Annotated in this window: 17 protein-coding genes; 6 read left to right on the forward strand and 11 right to left on the reverse strand. The window is 66.9% G+C overall.

Annotation, left to right across the window (positions count from 1 at the left end; genetic code table 11):
* The coding region (gene gltB, locus A5744_RS23905) for a glutamate synthase large subunit (RefSeq protein WP_076064846.1) at nucleotides 1-4,357 on the forward strand (4,357 nt) is incomplete at its 5' end.
* Nucleotides 4,350-5,816, forward strand: a complete 1,467-nt coding sequence (locus A5744_RS23910; RefSeq protein ID WP_076064847.1) for a glutamate synthase subunit beta — start codon at nucleotides 4,350-4,352, stop codon at nucleotides 5,814-5,816. The genes gltB and A5744_RS23910, both read left to right, overlap by 8 nt.
* Nucleotides 5,817-6,206: 390 nt before the next feature.
* Here the strand turns inward: A5744_RS23910 and A5744_RS23915 are convergent, their stop codons facing one another.
* The gene (locus A5744_RS23915; RefSeq protein WP_076064848.1) at nucleotides 6,207-7,058 is read right to left on the reverse strand and encodes an LLM class F420-dependent oxidoreductase; all 852 of its coding nucleotides are present in this window, start codon (nucleotides 7,056-7,058) and stop codon (nucleotides 6,207-6,209) included.
* 50 nt (nucleotides 7,059-7,108) lie between these two features.
* On the opposite strand from A5744_RS23915, the gene A5744_RS23920 reads away from it, so the two are divergent.
* Both A5744_RS23920 and A5744_RS23925 read left to right on the forward strand, forming a co-directional pair.
* Nucleotides 7,109-7,540: a hypothetical protein gene (locus A5744_RS23920; protein WP_076064849.1), complete on the forward strand. Its 432-nt coding sequence runs from the start codon at nucleotides 7,109-7,111 to the stop codon at nucleotides 7,538-7,540.
* Between the two features lie 21 nt (nucleotides 7,541-7,561).
* Nucleotides 7,562-8,572: a PHP domain-containing protein gene (locus A5744_RS23925; RefSeq protein ID WP_076064850.1), complete on the forward strand. Its 1,011-nt coding sequence runs from the start codon at nucleotides 7,562-7,564 to the stop codon at nucleotides 8,570-8,572.
* On the opposite strand, the gene dinB is transcribed toward A5744_RS23925, so the two are convergent.
* Nucleotides 8,561-9,760, reverse strand: coding sequence for a DNA polymerase IV (dinB, locus tag A5744_RS23930; protein ID WP_076064851.1), 1,200 nt, complete (start codon nucleotides 9,758-9,760; stop codon nucleotides 8,561-8,563). The two genes, A5744_RS23925 and dinB, sit on opposite strands and share 12 nt — an antisense overlap.
* 29 nt (nucleotides 9,761-9,789) lie before the next feature.
* The gene (locus A5744_RS23935; protein ID WP_076064852.1) at nucleotides 9,790-10,431 is read right to left on the reverse strand and encodes a TetR/AcrR family transcriptional regulator; all 642 of its coding nucleotides are present in this window, start codon (nucleotides 10,429-10,431) and stop codon (nucleotides 9,790-9,792) included.
* Nucleotides 10,432-10,506: 75 nt separating this feature from the next.
* On the opposite strand from A5744_RS23935, the gene A5744_RS23940 reads away from it, so the two are divergent.
* Complete coding sequence (locus A5744_RS23940) at nucleotides 10,507-11,976, forward strand: NAD(P)/FAD-dependent oxidoreductase (protein ID WP_076064853.1); 1,470 nt, start codon at nucleotides 10,507-10,509, stop codon at nucleotides 11,974-11,976.
* Here A5744_RS23940 and rraA read toward each other — a convergent pair.
* From rraA to A5744_RS23980, 8 genes are all read right to left on the reverse strand, one after another.
* On the reverse strand, nucleotides 11,973-12,455 hold the full coding sequence (gene rraA, locus A5744_RS23945; RefSeq protein WP_076064854.1) for a ribonuclease E activity regulator RraA: 483 nt from the start codon (nucleotides 12,453-12,455) through the stop codon (nucleotides 11,973-11,975). The two genes, A5744_RS23940 and rraA, sit on opposite strands and share 4 nt — an antisense overlap.
* The gene (locus tag A5744_RS23950; protein WP_076064855.1) at nucleotides 12,452-12,886 is read right to left on the reverse strand and encodes a nucleoid-structuring protein H-NS; all 435 of its coding nucleotides are present in this window, start codon (nucleotides 12,884-12,886) and stop codon (nucleotides 12,452-12,454) included. Before A5744_RS23950 ends, rraA begins: the two co-directional genes overlap by 4 nt.
* 75 nt (nucleotides 12,887-12,961) lie before the next feature.
* Nucleotides 12,962-13,471, reverse strand: coding sequence for a copper resistance CopC family protein (locus tag A5744_RS23955; protein ID WP_076064856.1), 510 nt, complete (start codon nucleotides 13,469-13,471; stop codon nucleotides 12,962-12,964).
* Nucleotides 13,468-14,139, reverse strand: coding sequence for a YcnI family protein (locus A5744_RS23960; RefSeq protein WP_076064857.1), 672 nt, complete (start codon nucleotides 14,137-14,139; stop codon nucleotides 13,468-13,470). The genes A5744_RS23955 and A5744_RS23960 overlap by 4 nt, the downstream gene beginning before the upstream one ends.
* Before the next feature lie 15 nt (nucleotides 14,140-14,154).
* Nucleotides 14,155-14,811: a DUF6474 family protein gene (locus tag A5744_RS23965; protein ID WP_076064858.1), complete on the reverse strand. Its 657-nt coding sequence runs from the start codon at nucleotides 14,809-14,811 to the stop codon at nucleotides 14,155-14,157.
* Nucleotides 14,812-14,935: 124 nt separating this feature from the next.
* Entirely contained in the window at nucleotides 14,936-15,334 is a 399-nt protein-coding gene (locus tag A5744_RS23970; protein WP_076064859.1) for a transcriptional regulator, read from the reverse strand.
* 540 nt (nucleotides 15,335-15,874) lie between these two features.
* The gene (locus A5744_RS23975; RefSeq protein WP_076064860.1) at nucleotides 15,875-16,408 is read right to left on the reverse strand and encodes a peptidase; all 534 of its coding nucleotides are present in this window, start codon (nucleotides 16,406-16,408) and stop codon (nucleotides 15,875-15,877) included.
* 149 nt (nucleotides 16,409-16,557) lie between these two features.
* Complete coding sequence (locus A5744_RS23980) at nucleotides 16,558-17,181, reverse strand: superoxide dismutase (protein WP_076064861.1); 624 nt, start codon at nucleotides 17,179-17,181, stop codon at nucleotides 16,558-16,560.
* 759 nt (nucleotides 17,182-17,940) lie between these two features.
* Here A5744_RS23980 and A5744_RS23985 point away from each other — a divergent pair.
* Nucleotides 17,941-18,933 (forward strand): DUF4328 domain-containing protein (locus A5744_RS23985; protein WP_083679386.1); only part of this gene is annotated, 993 nt, incomplete at its 3' end.

Raw genomic sequence — 18,933 nt, forward strand, 5'->3', positions numbered from 1 at the left:
GCCACCCGCCGGCAGCTACGCGACCGGCATCGCGTTTTTGCCGCAATCGTCGCGGGACGCCGCCGCCGCCTGCGCCGCGGTCGAAAAGATCGCCGAAGCCGAGGGCCTGCAGGTGCTGGGCTGGCGAAACGTGCCGACCGACGACTCGTCGCTGGGCGCACTGTCCCGCGACGCGATGCCCACGTTCCGCCAGGTGTTCATGGCCGGGGCCTCCGACATGACGCTGGAGCGCCGCGCCTACGTGGTGCGCAAGCGCGCCGAGCACGAGCTCGGCACCAAGGGCCCGGGCCAGGACGGACCGGGCCGCGAAACGGTCTACTTCCCCAGCCTGTCGGGCCAGACGCTGGTCTACAAGGGAATGCTGACCACGCCGCAGCTCAAGGCGTTTTACCTTGACCTGCAAGATGATCGGCTGACCAGCGCGCTGGGCATCGTGCACTCGCGGTTCTCGACGAACACGTTCCCATCGTGGCCGCTGGCCCATCCGTTCCGCCGCATCGCCCACAACGGAGAGATCAACACCGTCAACGGCAACGAGAACTGGATGCGGGCCCGTGAGGCGCTGATGAAGACCGACATCTTCGGGTCGGAGGACGACCTGGAGAAGTTGTTCCCGATCTGCACGCCGGGCGCTTCCGACACCGCGCGCTTCGACGAGGCTCTCGAGCTGCTGCACCTGGGCGGCCGCAGCCTGGCCCACGCGGTGCTGATGATGATCCCCGAGGCCTGGGAACGCAACGAAGCGATGGACCCCGCACGGCGGGCGTTCTACCAGTACCACGCGTCGCTGATGGAGCCGTGGGACGGGCCGGCGTCAATGACGTTCACCGACGGCACCGTCGTCGGTGCCGTGCTCGACCGCAACGGCTTGCGTCCGTCGCGGATCTGGGTGACCGACGACGGCCTGGTGGTCATGGCTTCCGAGGCCGGGGTGCTGGACCTGGATCCCTCAACGGTGGTCCGCCGGATGCGGCTGCAGCCCGGCCGGATGTTCCTGGTCGACACCACGCAGGGCCGCATCGTCTCCGACGAGGAGATCAAAGCCGAGCTGGCCGCCGAGCACCCCTACCAAGAGTGGCTCGACAAGGGACTCGTTCCGATCGACAAGTTGCCGGCGGGCGAATACGTGCGGATGCCCCACGAGCGACTTGTCAGGCGGCAGCAGACTTTTGGCTACACCTACGAAGAACTCAACCTGTTGGTGGCGCCGATGGTCCGTACCGGTGCCGAGCCGATCGGATCGATGGGCACTGATACTCCGGTCGCCGTGCTGTCGCAGCGTCCCCGGATGCTTTACGACTACTTCCATCAGCTCTTCGCTCAGGTGACCAACCCGCCGCTGGACGCCATCCGCGAAGAGGTGGTGACAAGCCTGCAGGGCACCACCGGCGGTGAGCGTGACCTGCTCACACCGACAGAGCACTCCTGTCACCAGATCTCGCTGTCGCAGCCGATTTTGCGGAATTTCGAATTGGCCAAGCTGGTCAACCTCAACCCCGAGGACAAGGTCAACGGTCGTCCACACGGCATGCGCTCCAAGGTGATTCGCTGTCGGTACCCCGTCGCCGAGGGCGGTGCCGGGCTGGCGGCCGCACTCGACGAGGTGCGGGCCCAGGCATCGGCGGCGATCGCCGATGGTGCGCGGGTCATCATCCTGTCCGACCGTGAGTCCGACGAGCAGCTGGCTCCCATCCCGTCGCTGCTCGCGGTGTCGGCGGTGCACCACCACCTGGTGCGCGACCGCACCCGCACCCACGTGGGCCTGGTGGTCGAATCCGGTGACGCCCGCGAGGTTCACCACATGGCGATGCTGATCGCGTTCGGCGCCGCCGCGATCAACCCGTATCTGGCGTTCGAGTCGATCGAAGACATGATCGATCGCGGCATGATCGACGGTTCCGGAAACGGCATGGACCGCCACACCGCGCTGAACAACTACGTCAAGGCCGCCGGCAAGGGTGTGCTGAAAGTGATGTCCAAGATGGGCATTTCGACGCTGGCGTCATACACCGGCGCGCAGTTGTTCCAGGCGGTGGGCATCTCCGAGGACGTGCTCGACGAATACTTCACGGGGCTGAGCTGCCCGACCGGCGGCATCACCCTCGACGACATCGCGGCCGACGTCGCCACCCGGCACCGGCTGGCGTACCTGGATCGGCCCGACGAGCGCGCCCACCGCGAGCTCGAGGTCGGCGGCGAGTACCAGTGGCGCCGCGAGGGTGAGTACCACCTGTTCAACCCGGAGACGGTTTTCAAGCTGCAGCACGCGACCCGCACGGGTCAGTACAAGATCTTCAAGGACTACACGCGCCTGGTCGACGACCAGAGCGAGCGGATGGCGTCGCTGCGCGGGTTGCTCAAGTTCCGCGCGGGCGTGCGTCCGCCGGTTCCGCTCGACGAGGTCGAGCCCGCCAGTGAAATCGTGAAGCGCTTCGCGACGGGGGCGATGAGCTACGGATCGATCTCCGCCGAGGCGCACGAGACACTCGCCATCGCGATGAACCGCCTGGGCGGGCGATCCAACTGCGGTGAAGGCGGCGAGGACGTCAAACGTTTCGAGCGCGACCCCAACGGCGATTGGCGTCGCAGCGCGGTCAAGCAGGTGGCATCGGCCCGATTCGGCGTCACCTCGCACTACCTGACCAACTGCACTGACATCCAGATCAAGATGGCGCAGGGAGCCAAACCCGGTGAGGGAGGCCAACTTCCGGGACACAAGGTGTACCCATGGGTGGCCGAGGTCCGGCATTCCACCCCGGGTGTCGGCCTGATCTCGCCGCCGCCGCACCACGACATCTACTCCATCGAGGACTTGGCGCAGCTGATCCACGACCTCAAGAACGCCAACCCGTCCGCGCGGGTGCACGTGAAACTGGTTTCCGAGAATGGCGTGGGCACGGTCGCCGCGGGGGTTTCCAAGGCGCACGCGGACGTGGTGCTGATCTCCGGCCACGACGGTGGCACCGGCGCGACTCCACTGACGTCGATGAAGCACGCGGGGGCGCCCTGGGAGTTGGGGCTGGCCGAGACGCAGCAGACGTTGCTGCTCAACGGTTTGCGCGACCGGATCGTGGTTCAGGTGGACGGCCAGCTCAAGACGGGCCGCGACGTGATGATCGCCGCGCTGCTCGGCGCCGAGGAGTTCGGCTTCTCCACGGCCCCGCTGGTGGTCTCCGGCTGCATCATGATGCGGGTATGTCACCTGGACACCTGCCCGGTCGGTGTGGCCACCCAGAACCCCGTGCTGCGGGAGCGCTTCAACGGCAAGCCCGAGTTCGTCGAGAACTTCTTCATGTTCATCGCGGAGGAAGTCCGGGAGTACATGGCGCAGTTGGGCTTCCGCACCTTCAACGAGGCCGTCGGGCAGGTGGGATCGCTCGACACCACGCTGGCGCGGGCGCACTGGAAGGCGCACCGGCTGGACCTGACGCCGGTGCTGCACGAGCCGGAATCGGCATTCATGAACCAGGACCTGTACTGCAGCTCGCGCCAGGATCACGGCCTGGACAAGGCGCTCGATCAGCAGTTGATCGTGATGAGCCGCGAGGCACTGGATTCCGGCAAGCCGGTGCGGTTCTCCACCACCATCGGCAACGTCAACCGCACGGTCGGAACCATGCTCGGCCACGAGCTGACGAAAGCCTATGGTGGGCAAGGCTTGCCGGACGGCACCATCGACATCACCTTCGACGGATCCGCGGGCAACAGCTTCGGCGCCTTCGTACCCCGCGGAATTACGCTGCGCGTCTACGGCGACGCCAACGACTACGTCGGCAAGGGACTTTCCGGCGGGCGCATCGTGGTCCGGCCGTCCGACAATGCGCCGCAGGACTATGTCGCCGAGGAAAACATCATCGGCGGCAACGTGATTCTGTTCGGCGCCACCAGCGGGGAACTCTATTTGCGCGGCGTGGTCGGCGAACGGTTCGCGGTCCGCAACTCCGGCGCCCATGCGGTGGTCGAAGGCGTCGGCGACCACGGTTGCGAGTACATGACTGGAGGCAAGGTGGTCATTCTGGGCCGCACCGGCCGTAACTTCGCGGCCGGCATGTCCGGCGGCGTCGCGTACGTCTACGACCCGGACGGCGAATTCCCGGAGAACCTCAACGCCGAGATGGTTGAGCTCGACAGCCTCGACGAGGACGACGTCGAGTACCTGCACGGCGCGATTCAGGCGCACGTCGACGCCACCGATTCCGCGGTGGGGCAGCGGATCCTGGCCGACTGGCCCGGGCAGCGGCGGCATTTCGCCAAGGTGATGCCGCGGGACTACAAGCGGGTCCTGCAGGCGATCGCCGAGGCCGAGCGTGACGGCGTCGACGTCGACAAGGCGATCATGGCGGCCGCGCATGGCTGATCCGAGCGGCTTCCTGAAATTCACACATCGGGAATTGCCGAAGCGCCGGCCTGTCCCGTTGCGGTTGAAGGACTGGGATGAGGTCTACGAAGATTTCGACGAGGGCACCCTGCGCGAGCAGGCGACCCGGTGCATGGACTGCGGTATTCCCTTCTGCCACAACGGTTGTCCGCTGGGCAACCTCATCCCGGAATGGAACGACCTGGTGCGCCGGGGCCGCTGGCGCGACGCGATCGAAAGGCTGCACGCCACCAACAACTTTCCCGACTTCACCGGCCGGCTGTGCCCCGCGCCGTGCGAACCGGCATGTGTGCTCGGCATCAACCAGGATCCGGTGACGATCAAGCAGATCGAGCTGGAAATCATCGATCGGGCCTTCGAGGAAGGCTTCGTGGTGCCGTTGCCCCCGGACAAGAAGACGGGCAAACGGGTCGCCGTGGTGGGATCGGGCCCGGCTGGGCTGGCCGCCGCCCAGCAGCTGACGCGCGCCGGTCACGATGTGACGGTCTTCGAGCGCGACGACCGCATTGGTGGGCTGCTGCGCTACGGCATCCCCGAATTCAAGATGGAAAAGCGCGTCCTGGACCGTCGACTGGACCAGATGCGCGCCGAGGGAACCGAATTCAAGGCCGGCGTCAATGTCGGTGTGGACATCACCGCCGAGCAGCTGCTGGCCGATTTCGATGCGGTCGTGCTGGCCGGCGGTGCCACCGCCTGGCGCGATCTGCCCATTCCGGGCCGCGAATTGGACGGCATCCATCAGGCGATGGAGTTCCTGCCGTGGGCCAACCGCGTGCAAGAGGGTGACGACGTCCTCGGGGCGGACGGTGAGCCACCGATCACCGCCAAGGGCAAGAAGGTCATCATCATCGGCGGCGGTGACACCGGGGCCGACTGCCTGGGCACCGTGCACCGACAGGGCGCGGTCGCCGTGCACCAGTTCGAGATCATGCCGCGTCCGCCGGACACGCGTGCCGAGTCGACGCCGTGGCCGACCTACCCGCTGATGTACCGGGTGTCGGCGGCCCACGAAGAGGGCGGCGAGCGGGTCTTCTCGGTCAACACCGAGGAGTTCATCGGCAAGGACGGGCACGTCACCGCGCTCAAGGCGCACGAGGTGACGATGCAGGACGGCAAGTTCGTCAAAGTCGAGGGTTCCGACTTCGAACTCGAGGCCGATTTGGTGCTGCTGGCAATGGGATTCGTCGGCCCGGAGAAACCGGGCTTGCTCACCGAGCTGGACGTGAAGTTGACCGAGCGCGGCAACGTCGCGCGCGGCGCCGACTTCGACACCTCGGTGCCCGGCGTCTTCGTTGCCGGTGACATGGGTCGTGGCCAGTCGTTGATCGTTTGGGCGATCGCCGAGGGCAGGGCCGCGGCGGCGGGCGTGGACCAGTATTTGATGGGTTCGACGGCGCTGCCGGCACCCATAAAGCCGACGGCCGTGCCGCTTCAATAAGTCACACCAGCCACAGTAGAAACACCAATATCAAATTTCGGCGTTTCTGCCACCGTTTGCCAGGCCGCTGTTGTGTAATAGGTCGTTGTGGGCTCTGTCACATGCAAGTCACAGGGGGAGTCCCGTGGAACGGACCGATCGCAGGAGTGATCACTGTGCATATCAACCCGGTACCTAGATCACGGATGGGGCGAATCGCCTGGTCATGGTTTCGCCACCCGATGAAGAGCCGGGAGTTTCCGGCTAAGCAGGAGCGTCTGGTAACCGCTGAAGAGCTGATGGCTTTCGGGGTGTAGCCGATTGCCGCGCGCATCCGCGCGGTGCGCGACACGTTTGCTCAGCGTTATCTTTTCGTTATCTTGCCGACAAGGCCGTCAAATTTTTCGAACGTCAGCCATTCCAGAGCCCCGAATCCCGGATCGCCTCCGCGAGCGGTTCCAGGACGGCGGGGTCGTGCGGCGGTGAAAGGTACACGATGCCGAGGTCCAGTCCCTCGGCCGCCAGTCCGGCCGCATTCTGAATCACCTGTTCGTAGTCGAGGTCCGGTTCCAGGCGGAGGTGAGCCGACAGGGTGATCTCTTTGGGGTCGCGTCCGATGTCCGCGCAGTGCGAGAACAGGACGTCGCGCTTGTGCGCAAACAGCTCCGGCGGCCCGCCGACGAAGTTCCAGTGCTGGGCATAGCGCGCGGTGATCCGCAGCGTGCGCTTTTCCCCGCTGCCGCCGATGCAGATCGGTGGATGCGGCCGCTGCACGCCCTTGGGCTCGTTGCGGGCACCCTTGAGCTGGTAGTACTTGCCGTCGAAGTCGGTGGTCTCTTCGCTGAGCAGGCTGGTCAGTACCGCACACGCTTCCTCGAACCGGTCGAAACGTTCTCTGATGCTGCCGAGCTCGATGCCGTAGGCGCCCGACTCCTCCTCGTTCCAGCCGGCGCCGATCCCGAGCTCGAGCCGCCCGCTGGAGATGATGTCGAGCGCGGCGGCCATGTTGGCCAGCACGGCCGGATGCCGGTAGTGGATGCCGGTCACCAGCGTGCCCAGCCGCAGCCGCGAGGTGGCCTGCGCGAGCGCGGTCAGCGTCGTCCAGCCTTCCAGACATGGTCCGGCGCTGTCGGAAAAGATCGGGTAGAAGTGGTCGAACGTCCAGCCGGACTCGTAGACGTCGATGTCGTCGGCGGCCTGCCAGACGGCGAGCATCTGTGCCCAGGTGGTGTTTTGGGGTGAAGTCTTGAAAGCGAATCGCATGCACCCGACGTTAGTCGGTCTCTATGAAGCGCAATTAAACTCGACCGACCATGAACAGCTCCCTCGGATTCGACACCAAGATCACCCTGCTAGCCGCCGGACTGATCTTTCTGCTCGCGCTGGTGCTCGGCGTCTGGAAGTACCGGCAAATCATGGTCGCCGAGGACCACCGCGCGCATCCCTACGTCGACATCGCGCACCGCGCGGCGTTGCTGTACTCGTTCGCGACGCTGCTGATCGCGGTGTTCGTCGAATTCAGCGCTTGGCCGGCGTGGGTCAACCTGACCGCGGCGATGGTCGCCGTGTTCTTCTTCGTCGCGGCCATCGCCAGCTACATCAGCCACGGGGCGCGCCGCGACACCACCAACCAGTTCGAGAGGCCCGACCGCGGCCTGCGGGCGATGATGCTGCTGCTGATCGCCGGTGAGATCGGCGGCTTCGGCGTGATTTTCGCCGGATTCATCGTCGGGCAACTGTGGTAGCCGAGCGGGCACACTGGAGCCATGGATCCGGTAACCGCGCTGCGGCAGATCGCCTACTACAAGGACCGCAGCCGCCACGACCCGAAAAGGGTCATGGCGTATCGAAGGGCGGCAGACATCATCGAGGGCCTCGACGACGCCGCGCGGGAACGCCATGGGCAGGCCGACAGCTGGCAGTCGCTGCCGGGCATCGGCCCCAAGACCGCCAAGGTGATCTCCCAGGCGTGGTCCGGCCGCGAACCCGACGCCCTGGTCGAATTGCGTTCCGCTGCAACAGATCTCGGCGGCGGCGAAGTACGGGCGGTGCTGCGTGGGGATTTACATCTACATTCGAACTGGTCCGACGGCTCGGCGCCGATCGAGGAAATGATGGCCACCGCGGCGGAGCTGGGCCACGAGTATTGCGCGCTGACCGACCACTCGCCGCGGCTGACGATCGCCAACGGGCTGTCGCCGGAGCGATTGCGTAAGCAGCTCGATGTGATCGACGGGCTGCGCGAAAAGTTCGCGCCGATGCGCATCCTCACCGGAATCGAGGTGGACATCCTCGACGACGGCAGCCTGGATCAGGAACCCGAGCTGCTCGAGCGCCTCGATGTCGTTGTGGCCAGCGTGCATTCGAAGTTGTCGATGGACGCGGACGCGATGACGCGGCGGATGGTGCGCGCCGTGTCCAACGGCCACGCCGACGTGCTCGGTCACTGCACCGGCCGGCTGGTCGCCGGGAACCGCGGCATCCGGCCCGAATCGAAATTCGACGCCGAGGCGGTGTTCACCGCCTGCCGCGATCACGGCACCGCCGTGGAGATCAACTCTCGCCCCGAACGCCGCGATCCGCCCACCCGCCTGCTGAACCTGGCGCTGGAAATCGGCTGCGTGTTCAGCATCGATACCGACGCGCACGCCCCCGGCCAGCTCGATTTCCTCGGCTACGGGGCGCAGCGCGCGCTGGATGCCGGGGTCCCGGTGGACCGGATCGTCAACACCTGGCCAGCCGAGAAGCTGCTGGAGTGGACCGCGTCAGTCGGGTAAGTGCGGCATCTCCCAGCCGGGGTCGCGGCCGACCAGCACCCCGCGGGTGAGCGCCGACTTGCCGTAGCGCCGCCGCACCCGGTCGACCGCCTCGTCGATGTTTTCCAGTGCCGGCGCCCCCTCGAACGACAGCATCAGCTGCTGGGCGCCGGTGCGGTCGATTCCCGACACCGCGAACCCGACCAGGGTCAACCCACGCTGCGCGATCAGCGGCGCCGCCGAAGCGAGCAGCTGCCGAGCGGCGGCGAGGATGGGCTGCGTCGACGACGTGGCCCACGGCAGCGTGTGCGACCGGGTCGCCCGGCCGAAGTCGTTGAACCGCAGCCGCAACACCACCGTGCGACCGGTGCGCCCGGCGGCGCGCATCCGCCCGGTGATCCGGTCGATCAGGTTGACCACCACCGCGTCGACTTCGGCGGGCGACATGCGGTTTCCGGCCGCGCCCAGCGCCCGCTGGGCGCCCACCGACCTGCGGCGCACGCCGGTGGTCACCCACCGGCGGTCGATGTTGCGGGACAGCGCATACAGTTGGCGGCCCATCGCGGCGCCGAGCAGCGAGGCCAGCGTCGACTCGCTGAGCTCGGCGACGTCGGCGACGGTCGCGATGCCGTGCGTCTGCAGCTTGTCGGCGGTCACCGCGCCCACTCCCCACAACCGGCGCACCGGCAGCGGGCGCAGGAACGCCAGCTCCCGATCGGGCGGCACCAACAGCAGCCCGTCGGGCTTGGCCTCCTGGCTGGCGACCTTGGCCAGAAATTTGGTTCGCGCGACCCCGACGGTGATGGGCAGGCCGACGCGGTCGCGGACGTCGGCGCGCAGCCGTTCGGCGATCTGGACCGGGGTGCCAGACACCCGTCGCAGGCCGCCGACGTCGAGGAAGGCCTCGTCCACCGACAGCGCCTCCACGATCGGTGTGACGTCGCGGAACACCTCGAAGACCGCGTCACTGGCGCGGGTGTAGGCGGTCATCCGAGGCGGCACGACGACGGCGTGCGGGCACAACCGCCGCGCCTGCCTTCCGCCCATCGCGGTGCGCACGCCGTAGGCCTTGGCCTCATAGCTGGCCGCCAGCACCACTCCGCCGCCGACGATCACCGGGCGGCCACGCAGGGACGGGTCGTCTCGCTGCTCTACCGAGGCGTAGAACGAATCGAGATCCGCGTGCAGGATGGACGCGTCACACCGCACGAACGTATGTTCGCACGGGGCGACGACAGTTAGCCGGGTTCGCCGTAGATGCTGGTGACCCAGATATGGGTCAGGGTGTCGACGACCCGGTCGGGGTGGACCGCGGGCGTCTGCGCGGACAGGGCGGCCATCATGGTGCGCTCGTTCATCTGATTCAGCGAGGTGGCCAGGTCCGCGGCCGAAACCGTCTCGGGCGCGGCGCCGCGCGCCCGCTCGGCGGCGATCATGGTGGCCGTCTGGTCGATCCATTTCTGCATGAACCCCGACCACACCGCCCGCAGTTCGGTACTGGTGGCCAGGGCCTCCGTCGCCGCTCGGGCCAGCCTGCGGTGCGTCGCGAACGCGGTGTAAAACGCCTTGATGCCGTTGCGCCACACCCGGCGCGGGTCCGCGGGCAGGCGCTGCACCGCCCCGTCGAACTCCGAGTCGGCACTCGCGATCACCGGCTCGAGCAGCGACAGCAACACCGCCTCTTTGGACTTGAAATAGAAGTAGAAGGTGGGCCGCGACAGCCCGGCGCCCTTGGCCAGGTCGTCGACCGAGATATCTGCGAACGAGCGCTCTTCGAGCAGCCGCTCGGCGGTGGCGAGGATCGCCTGCTCGCGGTCGTCGCCCGAAGGTCGCGCGGAACGGCGGCCGCGTAGGGCGCGAGTCTGGCTGGCGGTGGTCACGCCGCTACTTTACACGGTGTTGAGCCTTTCGACAGGGTGTTGACTCACTCGACGCAGCGTTGATAGCGTGGCGACATGACTGAGCACCTCGACGTCGTCATCGTGGGCGCCGGAATCTCCGGCGTGAGTGCGGCCTGGCACCTGCAGGACCGCTGTCCGACCAAGAGCTACGCCATCCTGGAAAAGCGGGCGGCCATGGGCGGCACATGGGACCTGTTCCGCTACCCGGGAATTCGCTCCGACTCGGACATGTACACGCTGGGTTTCCGGTTTCGGCCGTGGACCGAGCGCCAGGCCATCGCCGACGGCAAGCCGATCCTCGACTACGTCAAGGGCACCGCGGCGATGTACGGCATCGACAAGCACATCCGGCTCAACCACAAGGTGATCAGCGCCGATTGGTCCAGCACCGAGAACCGCTGGACGCTGAACATCGAAAGCGACGGCGCGTCAAAGGCCATCACGTGCACGTTCCTCTTCCTGTGCAGCGGCTACTACAACTACGAGCAGGGCTACGCGCCGAGGTTTGAGGGTTCGGAAGACTTCACCGGACCGATCATCCACCCGCAGCACTGGCCCGAGGATCTCGACTACGCCGGCAAGAACATCGTCGTCATCGGCAGCGGTGCCACCGCGGTCACCCTGATTCCCGCGCTGGCGGAGTCGGGCGCCAAGCACGTCACGATGCTGCAGCGGTCCCCGACCTACATCGTCTCCCAGCCCAAGCGGGACAAGTTGGCCGAACGGCTCAACCACTTGCTGCCCGCGAAGCAGGCGTACACCGCGGTTCGCTGGCGCAACGTGCTGCGCCAGGCGGCGCTGTATGCGGCCTGTCAGAAATGGCCGCAGCGGATGCGAAAGATCCTCCTCGGCTTCGTGCAGCGCCAGCTCCCCCAGGGCTACGACGTGGAAAAGCACTTCGGCCCCAACTACAACCCCTGGGACCAACGGCTATGCCTGGTGCCCAGCGGCGACTTGTTCCGCACCATCCGCAACGGGCAGGCCGAAGTCGTCACCGACACCATCGACCGGTTCACCGCCACCGGCATCCGGCTGAACTCCGGTCGCGAACTGCCCGCCGACATCATCATCACCGCAACGGGTTTGAATCTGCAGCTGTTTGGCGGCGCCACGGTCTCCGTCGACGGCGAGCCGGTGGACCTCACCAAAGCCATGGCCTACAAGGGCATGATGCTGTCGGGCCTGCCCAACATGATTTACACGGTGGGATACACCAACGCATCGTGGACGCTGAAGGCCGACCTGGTGTCGGAGTTCGCCTGCCGGCTGCTGAACCACATGGACGCCAACGGATTTGAGACCGTGGTGGTCGAGCACCCCGGCTCCGACGTGGAGGAGCGCCCGTTCATGGAGTTCACCCCGGGCTACGTGCTGCGGTCGCTGGACCAGTTGCCCAAGCAAGGCTCGCGCACCCCGTGGCGGCTGAACCAGAATTATGTGCGCGACATCCAGCTCATCCGGCGCGGCAAGATCGCCGACGAGGGCCTGCGGTTCGCGAAAAAGCCTGCCGCAGTGGCAGTTTAGTGATCTGACGTGACGACGATACCGTCGTCGTCACTGTAGGCGGTGTCGCCCGGCACGAATGTCACCCCGCCCAAATTGACCTCGACGTCACGCTCGCCGGCACCGGTCTTGGCGCTCTTGCGGGGATTGGTGCCCAGCGCCTTGATGCCGATGTCGATGTCCCGCAATGTCGCCGCGTCGCGCACCGCCCCGTTGATGACCAGCCCGGCCCACCCGTTGGACCGCGCCAATTCGGCGATGACGTCGCCGACCAGCGCGGAGTGCAGGGAGCCGGCGCCGTCGATCACCAGCACGCCGCCCGCACTTGGCTGCGAGAGAACCGATTTCAGCAGCGCGTTGTCTTCGAAGCACCGTACGGTGCTGATCGGCCCGGCGAACTCCGCTCGCCCGCCGAACTGACGGAACTGGACGTCGCAGCTGCGAACGTCGGGCCCGATGGCGTCGACAAGGTCGGCGGTGGGCCGGAATGACGCGGTCAACGGCGGCGCAGTTGCCGGATCAGCACGATGGCCAGGAGGCTGACCGCGAGCGCCACCAACAGCGCCACCGGCAACTGGCTCGGTGTCGGCGCCGGCACATCGGCGGGCAGTGGGTTGTTGGCGTCATCTACCGTCGACTTCGCTTGTGCCGCGGCGTCTTTCGCGGCGGCCGCGAGCTGGCCGTTGGTTTCGACACGCCGCTGCGCGTCGACGGCCGGCGCGGCGGGCTGCGGCGGTGTGGGTTCGGGGCTTTTGGCTGGTGCTTTTTTGGCGGGCGCCTTCTTGGCCGCCGCTTTCTTCGCGGGAGCCTTTTTCGCTGGTGCTTTTTTGGCGGGCGCTTTTGCGGCCTTCTTGGCCGCCTTGGCGGGCGGCTTCTTCTCCGGCGGTGTTCCGTTGGATTCGCTGTTGGGTTGGTCCTCGGGGTCTGCCATGCGGCCGCTCCTTTGCAGCTTTCTCTCGCTTTGTCTAGCGCACCGGGTTGTCGCGTCCCATCATGCCAGGGCCGATCACGGCCTGCGCCGCAGCGCCCATAGGCCGGCCGCGGCGACGAGCGCCACCGCCACCACCACAAACGGCCAGACGGGGATTGTGCCGCCGGCCTGGTTGGCGGCGGCGGGCCCCGGCGTGCCGGTGCCCGCGACGGTCAGGCGAAACGACCAGGATCCCGACACCACGTGGCCATCGGCGGACGTCACCCGGTAATTCACCGTGTAGGTCCCGGCCGGCCCGAGCGGGCGCAGGCCGATACCCACGACCGCGCCCTGGACCGTCGGCTCCCCGGTGGACCACACGTTGCCGTCCGGCCCGACGACCGTCATGGCCGCGAACGTGGTCTGCAATCGCTCGTTGAAGGTCGCGCTCACCCGCGCGGGGCCGGTCGTCAGGACGGCATTGTCCGCGGGGTCGGCGGACAATCGCGCGGCATGCGCGAACGCCGCTTGCGCGGTGAAGGTCGCGGTCAACGCCATGGCGGCCAGCAGCAGCCCCGCCCACGCGATGACCACCCCGCGCCTCATGCTCGTCGACGCACCAGCACAAGACAGATGGCCGACGCGCCGACTACCAGCGCCGCCCCGCCGAGCAGGCGGGCGGTGTTGTCGGGCGATTGCGACTGCCCGGGTGCGCCCGCGTGATCGGCCGGTGCCGACGGGTGGTGTTGGTGCGGTGCCATCGGTCCCGCGGCGAGGGTCAGCACGGGTACCGGATGCTCGGGCTCACCGCCGCCGGGCAGTGGCGGCTGGTCCCACTTGACGATCGTCCCGTCGGAATAGGTCTGCATCGCCGGGAAGCTGACGGTGTCGGTTTCGGGTAGTTGCACCGATATCCGAAAAAGCGCGAACTGATCGACTCCGATCCCGCCGTTGGGCGTGGCCGTCCACGTCACCGAGCGGACGGTGCCCGACGCCGCGTCGCGGTCGAGCTTGGCCGTCCAGCCGGGCATGGTTTCGGTGCGCGCGGCCGCCACGTCGGGAAGCGTGACGGTCAGCGCGGTGGTTGCGGCGCCCTTGTCGGATTCGTTGGGTACCTGAAAGGTGACGATGGCCGTCGCGCCGCGCACGGCGTTGTCGCTGCTCGCGTGAATGTGTGCCCATGCGGGCGCGGTCGCCGCCACCGAGCCCACATACAGCGCCGCGGCGACTCCGACCGCGATCAGGACGCGCGAAATCCACCCGTCAAATGTCATGTCCTGCAGTCGCTTTCAGGTCAACCCGAGCCGGGCCATCAGGTCCGCCTCGATGCCGTCGAGTTGCGACGAGATCGCGCCGTGGGCGGTGCGGCGTCGCGCGGCGGGCATGTTCTCCGCGGCTGTGACGGCGGCCGCAAGGTCGCTGAGCCGTTCGCTGATGGCGGCGACGAACTGCTTGGTCTCGGCGTCCTTGGGCTTCTTGTCCTGCACCATCCGCAATGATTTCTCGGACCCGGCGATCCGAGCCGACAGCTCGGCGCCCTGGCCGGAGAACTGGCCGATCTGAGCCAACGGCACCCCGAGCCGATCTGCACGGCGCTGGTCGATCAGCGCGCGTGCCGCCACTGCGGCCCGATAGATCAACGGGGTGAGGATCGGGGCCAGCAATCGGGATACCGTCAGCAGCCGGCGGATGCGCGTCGGTGACAGCAACTTGCCTTCCCGCGCCGCCTTGAGTTCGGCCTCGGCGACTTTCAGCGCAGCGCGGTCGCTGTCGCGCTGGGATTTGATCTGGGCCTTGAGGGCCTTTTCCGCCGCCCGCCGCTCGCTCTTGATGCGGCGAGCCTCGTTCTTGGCAGACAGCCTGGCCTCGAGCCTGGCGCGGGCCTTGATCGCGCGCGCCTCGGCGCGACGTGTCGCGCGACTTTTTCGCTTGCGGAACAGGGCCATTCCCGGCCGCCTCCCGGTATCTCGTGGACTGTCGCTGTCGCGTGTACGCGATCCGTGAGCCAACCCTAATGGGAATGGGGCGGCGGCAGCCCTTCAGGTCGGGCCGCGCTGCCGTCGAGTGCGCTTACGCGCCGAGCTGTTCCTTGCGGCGCAGCTCGTTGACCCGCTCGAGGATGTCCTGCTGGGCCTCGGGAGACAATTCGGCGGCACCCAACGCGATGCGGCGCACGCCGTCGTCGCGCATCGTGGCAAGCCACGACAATTCCTTGTCGAGCTTTTCGTAGTACTCGTCGTCAGTGAAGTACGCGGGCTTGATGCGGAAGAAGTTGGCCAAGGCGGCCATGGTCGCTGTGGACGGGTTCGTCCGGTTGCCGGAGCGTAGCTGCGACAGGTAGGGAGCCGACATTGTGATGCCCTCCGCCTTGAGCGCCGCGATCACCTCCGCGGAGGTGTGCGGCCCGCGTCCCGGTGGATAAACCGTGTCGAACAGGCGGTTCAGGCGAGCAGCGAACGTCGTGCTCATCGATAAGACCCCCACTGTGCTGTAGAAGTGAACTGTTACCTATGCATATTTGCTCATGGTAGCGAGCGTTCAAGTCCGCGACCAAGTGCAAACCCGAGGGCTTTTGGTACCGGCGTTGCTGGAGCCGGCCAATTCCTCACTTGACGAGCGTCTAACTAATTCGCTGGGGTGTCCACAAAATATCCGAAACTCACAGGTTATACGCAGAGTGAGGATCGGGCGCCACGGCGGCGGGCGGCCGGTTTGCGCCGCGGCGCGGCGATTGGACGCATCGCTGGCCGATCGCACCCGCGCCACCAGGCAACTCGAACCCATCGAGAGGCTCATTTGCTGTCAGGTTTGCAAAGCGGGGAAGAAACGGACCGTAGGTACACCTGTACGGCCCACGGACATACCTCTGGCGGGTGGCTGCCGCATCCGGCGGGGTCAGCAGACCCCGCCGTCGGCACCTAGGCGCCGCGTGACCTCCGGGCAATCGAAACTACCGTCCGCCGCCGTGTCGCGGAGTTTGCGCGACCGCGGTCGCGCCGGTGACCGCGCCTATGCGGCAAGCAGCATCGCCAGGATCGCGGTGTCGGGATGGCTAATGGGATCGACGCCGACGCGACTGACCATGGACGTGATCGTGCCGTCGGCTTCGGCTTCGACCCAGGCCGCGCGGTGCTCCAGCCCCAGATACGGCAATCCCGGAAGCAGTACGCAGCCCGACGCGGCCCCGGTGCATTCCGGCAACGAGGGCGTGGTCTCCGAGGGTGGATGCAGCATCAGCAATGCGGGGGGCTGATGGTCGCCGAAGCACCCTGGCTGGATTGCTGATTCACCGAAGACGGTGCCCTCGGCCAATACCAGGCCGACGGTGCCCGGCTCGGGTTCGTCGGGCAGCTCCTCGCGGGCGCCGAACACCGTTGTGGTGGAAAGCAATCCGGGCAACGAGGCGACGCGGACCGCAACCATCAAAAGCTGGGCCCACTCTTTCGTCGAATCGGGCCAGCGTCCGGAGATGACGAACCCCTTCAGGGCACCACGAGAGTGGAAGGGGGCGACCCCTATAGGTCCACCTGAGCCAGTGTCCACCTCGACCTCCGCGCGACGCGTTCGCCTAACCACGCTGGTAGCTCGAATAATTAAGAATGCCTGCGGTTCAGGCGGGTTGCAACTCGACACGACGTAAACGCAAGGGCGCCACGCGATCCGCGTGACGCCCCAGCGCTGAACAACTAGTTTTAGCCGAAGATCAGACCCTTGGTCTTGGTGGTCGCCGCCTTGTAGCGGTCCTGCACGTCAGCCCAGTTGACCACGTTCCAGAACGCCTTGACGTAGTCGGCCTTGACGTTCTTGTACTGCAAGTAGAAGGCGTGCTCCCACATGTCGACCTGCAGCAAGGGGATGATGCCGAGTGGGACATTGGCCTGCTGGTCGTACAGCTGGAAGGTCAGCAGCTTGTCGCCGAGCGAGTCGTAGCCGAGCACCGCCCAGCCCGACCCCTGCAAGCCGTTGGCGGCCGCACTGAACTGAGCGCGGAATTTGTCGAACGAGCCGAATGCGTCGTCGATGGCGGCGGCGAGGTCACCGGTGGGCTTGTCACCACCGTTGGGTGACAGGTTCTTCCACCAGATCGAGTGGTTGACGTGGCCCCCGAGGTGAAAGGCCAGGTTCTTCTCGTTCAGGAAAATCGCGGCGTGGTCGTCGTTGGCGCGCGCCTCCTCGAGTTTGGCAATGGCGTCGTTCACGCCCTTGACGTAGGTGGCGTGGTGCTTGCTGTGGTGGACCTCGTTGATCTGCCCGGAGATGTGCGGTTCCAGCGCTGCGTAGTCCCAGTCCAAGTCGGGCAGGGTGTATTCAGCCACGGCATTCCTTTCCTCGATGATCGTTGGTGATCGTCTCTTGACGTACGCGGGGTTTGCGACGCGACGGTCCGGCCCCCGGCTTCACAAGTCAACCCTGCTCCATGACCGCTCGCGTCGCAAGGACGACCGCTAAGGGGCGGTAACCCGGAAAACCGATCGGCGAAACGTCAAATCAGGACGATGATGACAAGAACCGCAAGCAACGCCAGGGCGATCAAGCCGGCGCGTAAGGCGGCGACGCTGTAACTCTGGTTGCAGGCGGGCGAGCCGGAATACGAGTTCGAAGGGGCCGGGGAACCCGGGCCGAACGAATGCGTGGCCATCATGCGCCTTTCACAAGCACGTCCACCGCACCGCAGTGAGGTGAGTCACAACGACTTTTTCGTGATGGCGATCATAACCCGTCGCGCCAGCCAGGGAAAAACATCCCGCATAAAGGCAGCTGAGCTGCGGATTCGTCATGACGGGCGGCGCCAAAGACGCCAGCCCGGCGGGTGGACCGCCGCCCCGGGCGTACGCGCCGCGCGGGTGCTTAGTAGGCCAATCCATTTCGCTCGGCCACCGTTTGGCGTTGTCCATCACGCGCGCCCGGATGGCCGATCGTTATCCACAATTGTCGCCCGTCTCGGCGGATCGCGGCTTGTGCCACGGGTAAACACCGCGCCGGCCGTTGTGGATAAGCCTGTGGAAACTGTGGATAGCCATGGGTAACTGTTCACATTGCGGTGGGGTTGCGAGCCGCCGGGCTAGGCTGGTCCGGTGATCCAGGTGTGCTCCCAGTGCGGCACGCGGTGGAACGTGCGCGATCGGCGGCGCGAGTGGTGTCCCCGCTGTCGCGGCGCCCTGATGGCGCCGCTGGCGGACGCGCCCGATCCACGATGGGCCCCGGGCGGTGGACCGGCCGCACCGGCGCAATCCCCCCGGTGGCGCACCCCGCCGCGGCTGCCGCCGGGCTTCCGCTGGATAGCGGTCCGCCCCGGCGCCGCGCCCCCCATGCGACGCGCACGACGGTCCCTTGGGCCCACCCCGCGCTATGCCGTGATCCCGCGCTGGGGACTGGCCGACCGCGTCGAGCAAGCCCCCGCGCCGACCGAAAAACCAACGCAGACAGGGCCATCCGCCGCGGCGGTGCGCAGCAGCGTTTTCGTCGGCGTGTTGGTGCTAAGCATCGCGGCCCTGGTGTACGTCGTGCGGTACGTGCTGCTGGTGATCAACCGGAACACGTTGTTGAACTCCGTGGTGGCCATCGCCGCGAACTGGCTCGGGATCCTGGCCAGTGTGGCGGCGCTCGCGGCGGTGATCGCGTCGGGGGTGATGCTGATCCGCTGGTTGATCGCCAGGCGGGCCGCGGTGTTCTCGCATCAGGGGCTGCCGGAACCTCGCTCGGTCCGGGCGCTGTGGGCAGGCTGCGTGGTGCCGCTGGCGAATCTGCTGTGGGCTCCGGTGTACGTCATCGAGCTCGCGACGATGGAAGAGCATTACGCCCGGTTGAAAAGACCGATCCTGCAATGGTGGATCGCTTGGATTTTCAGCTACGCGATTTCGATCTTCGCTATTTTTTCCAGCTTCGCCACGGACGCGCAGGGCATCGCGAACAACACCGTGTTGATGGTGTTCGCGTACCTGGTCGCGGGGGGCCCCCCCCCCCCCCCCCGCCCGGGGGTGGGGGGGGTGGTGCGCCAAACCGGGCGCGGCCCCCCCCCCCCCGGGGGGGGGGGGGGGGCCCGAGGCCCCCCCGCGCCCGGGGGGGCG

The organism is Mycobacterium sp. IS-1264, from assembly GCF_001954195.1.
Taxonomy (GTDB): Bacteria; Actinomycetota; Actinomycetes; order Mycobacteriales; family Mycobacteriaceae; genus Mycobacterium.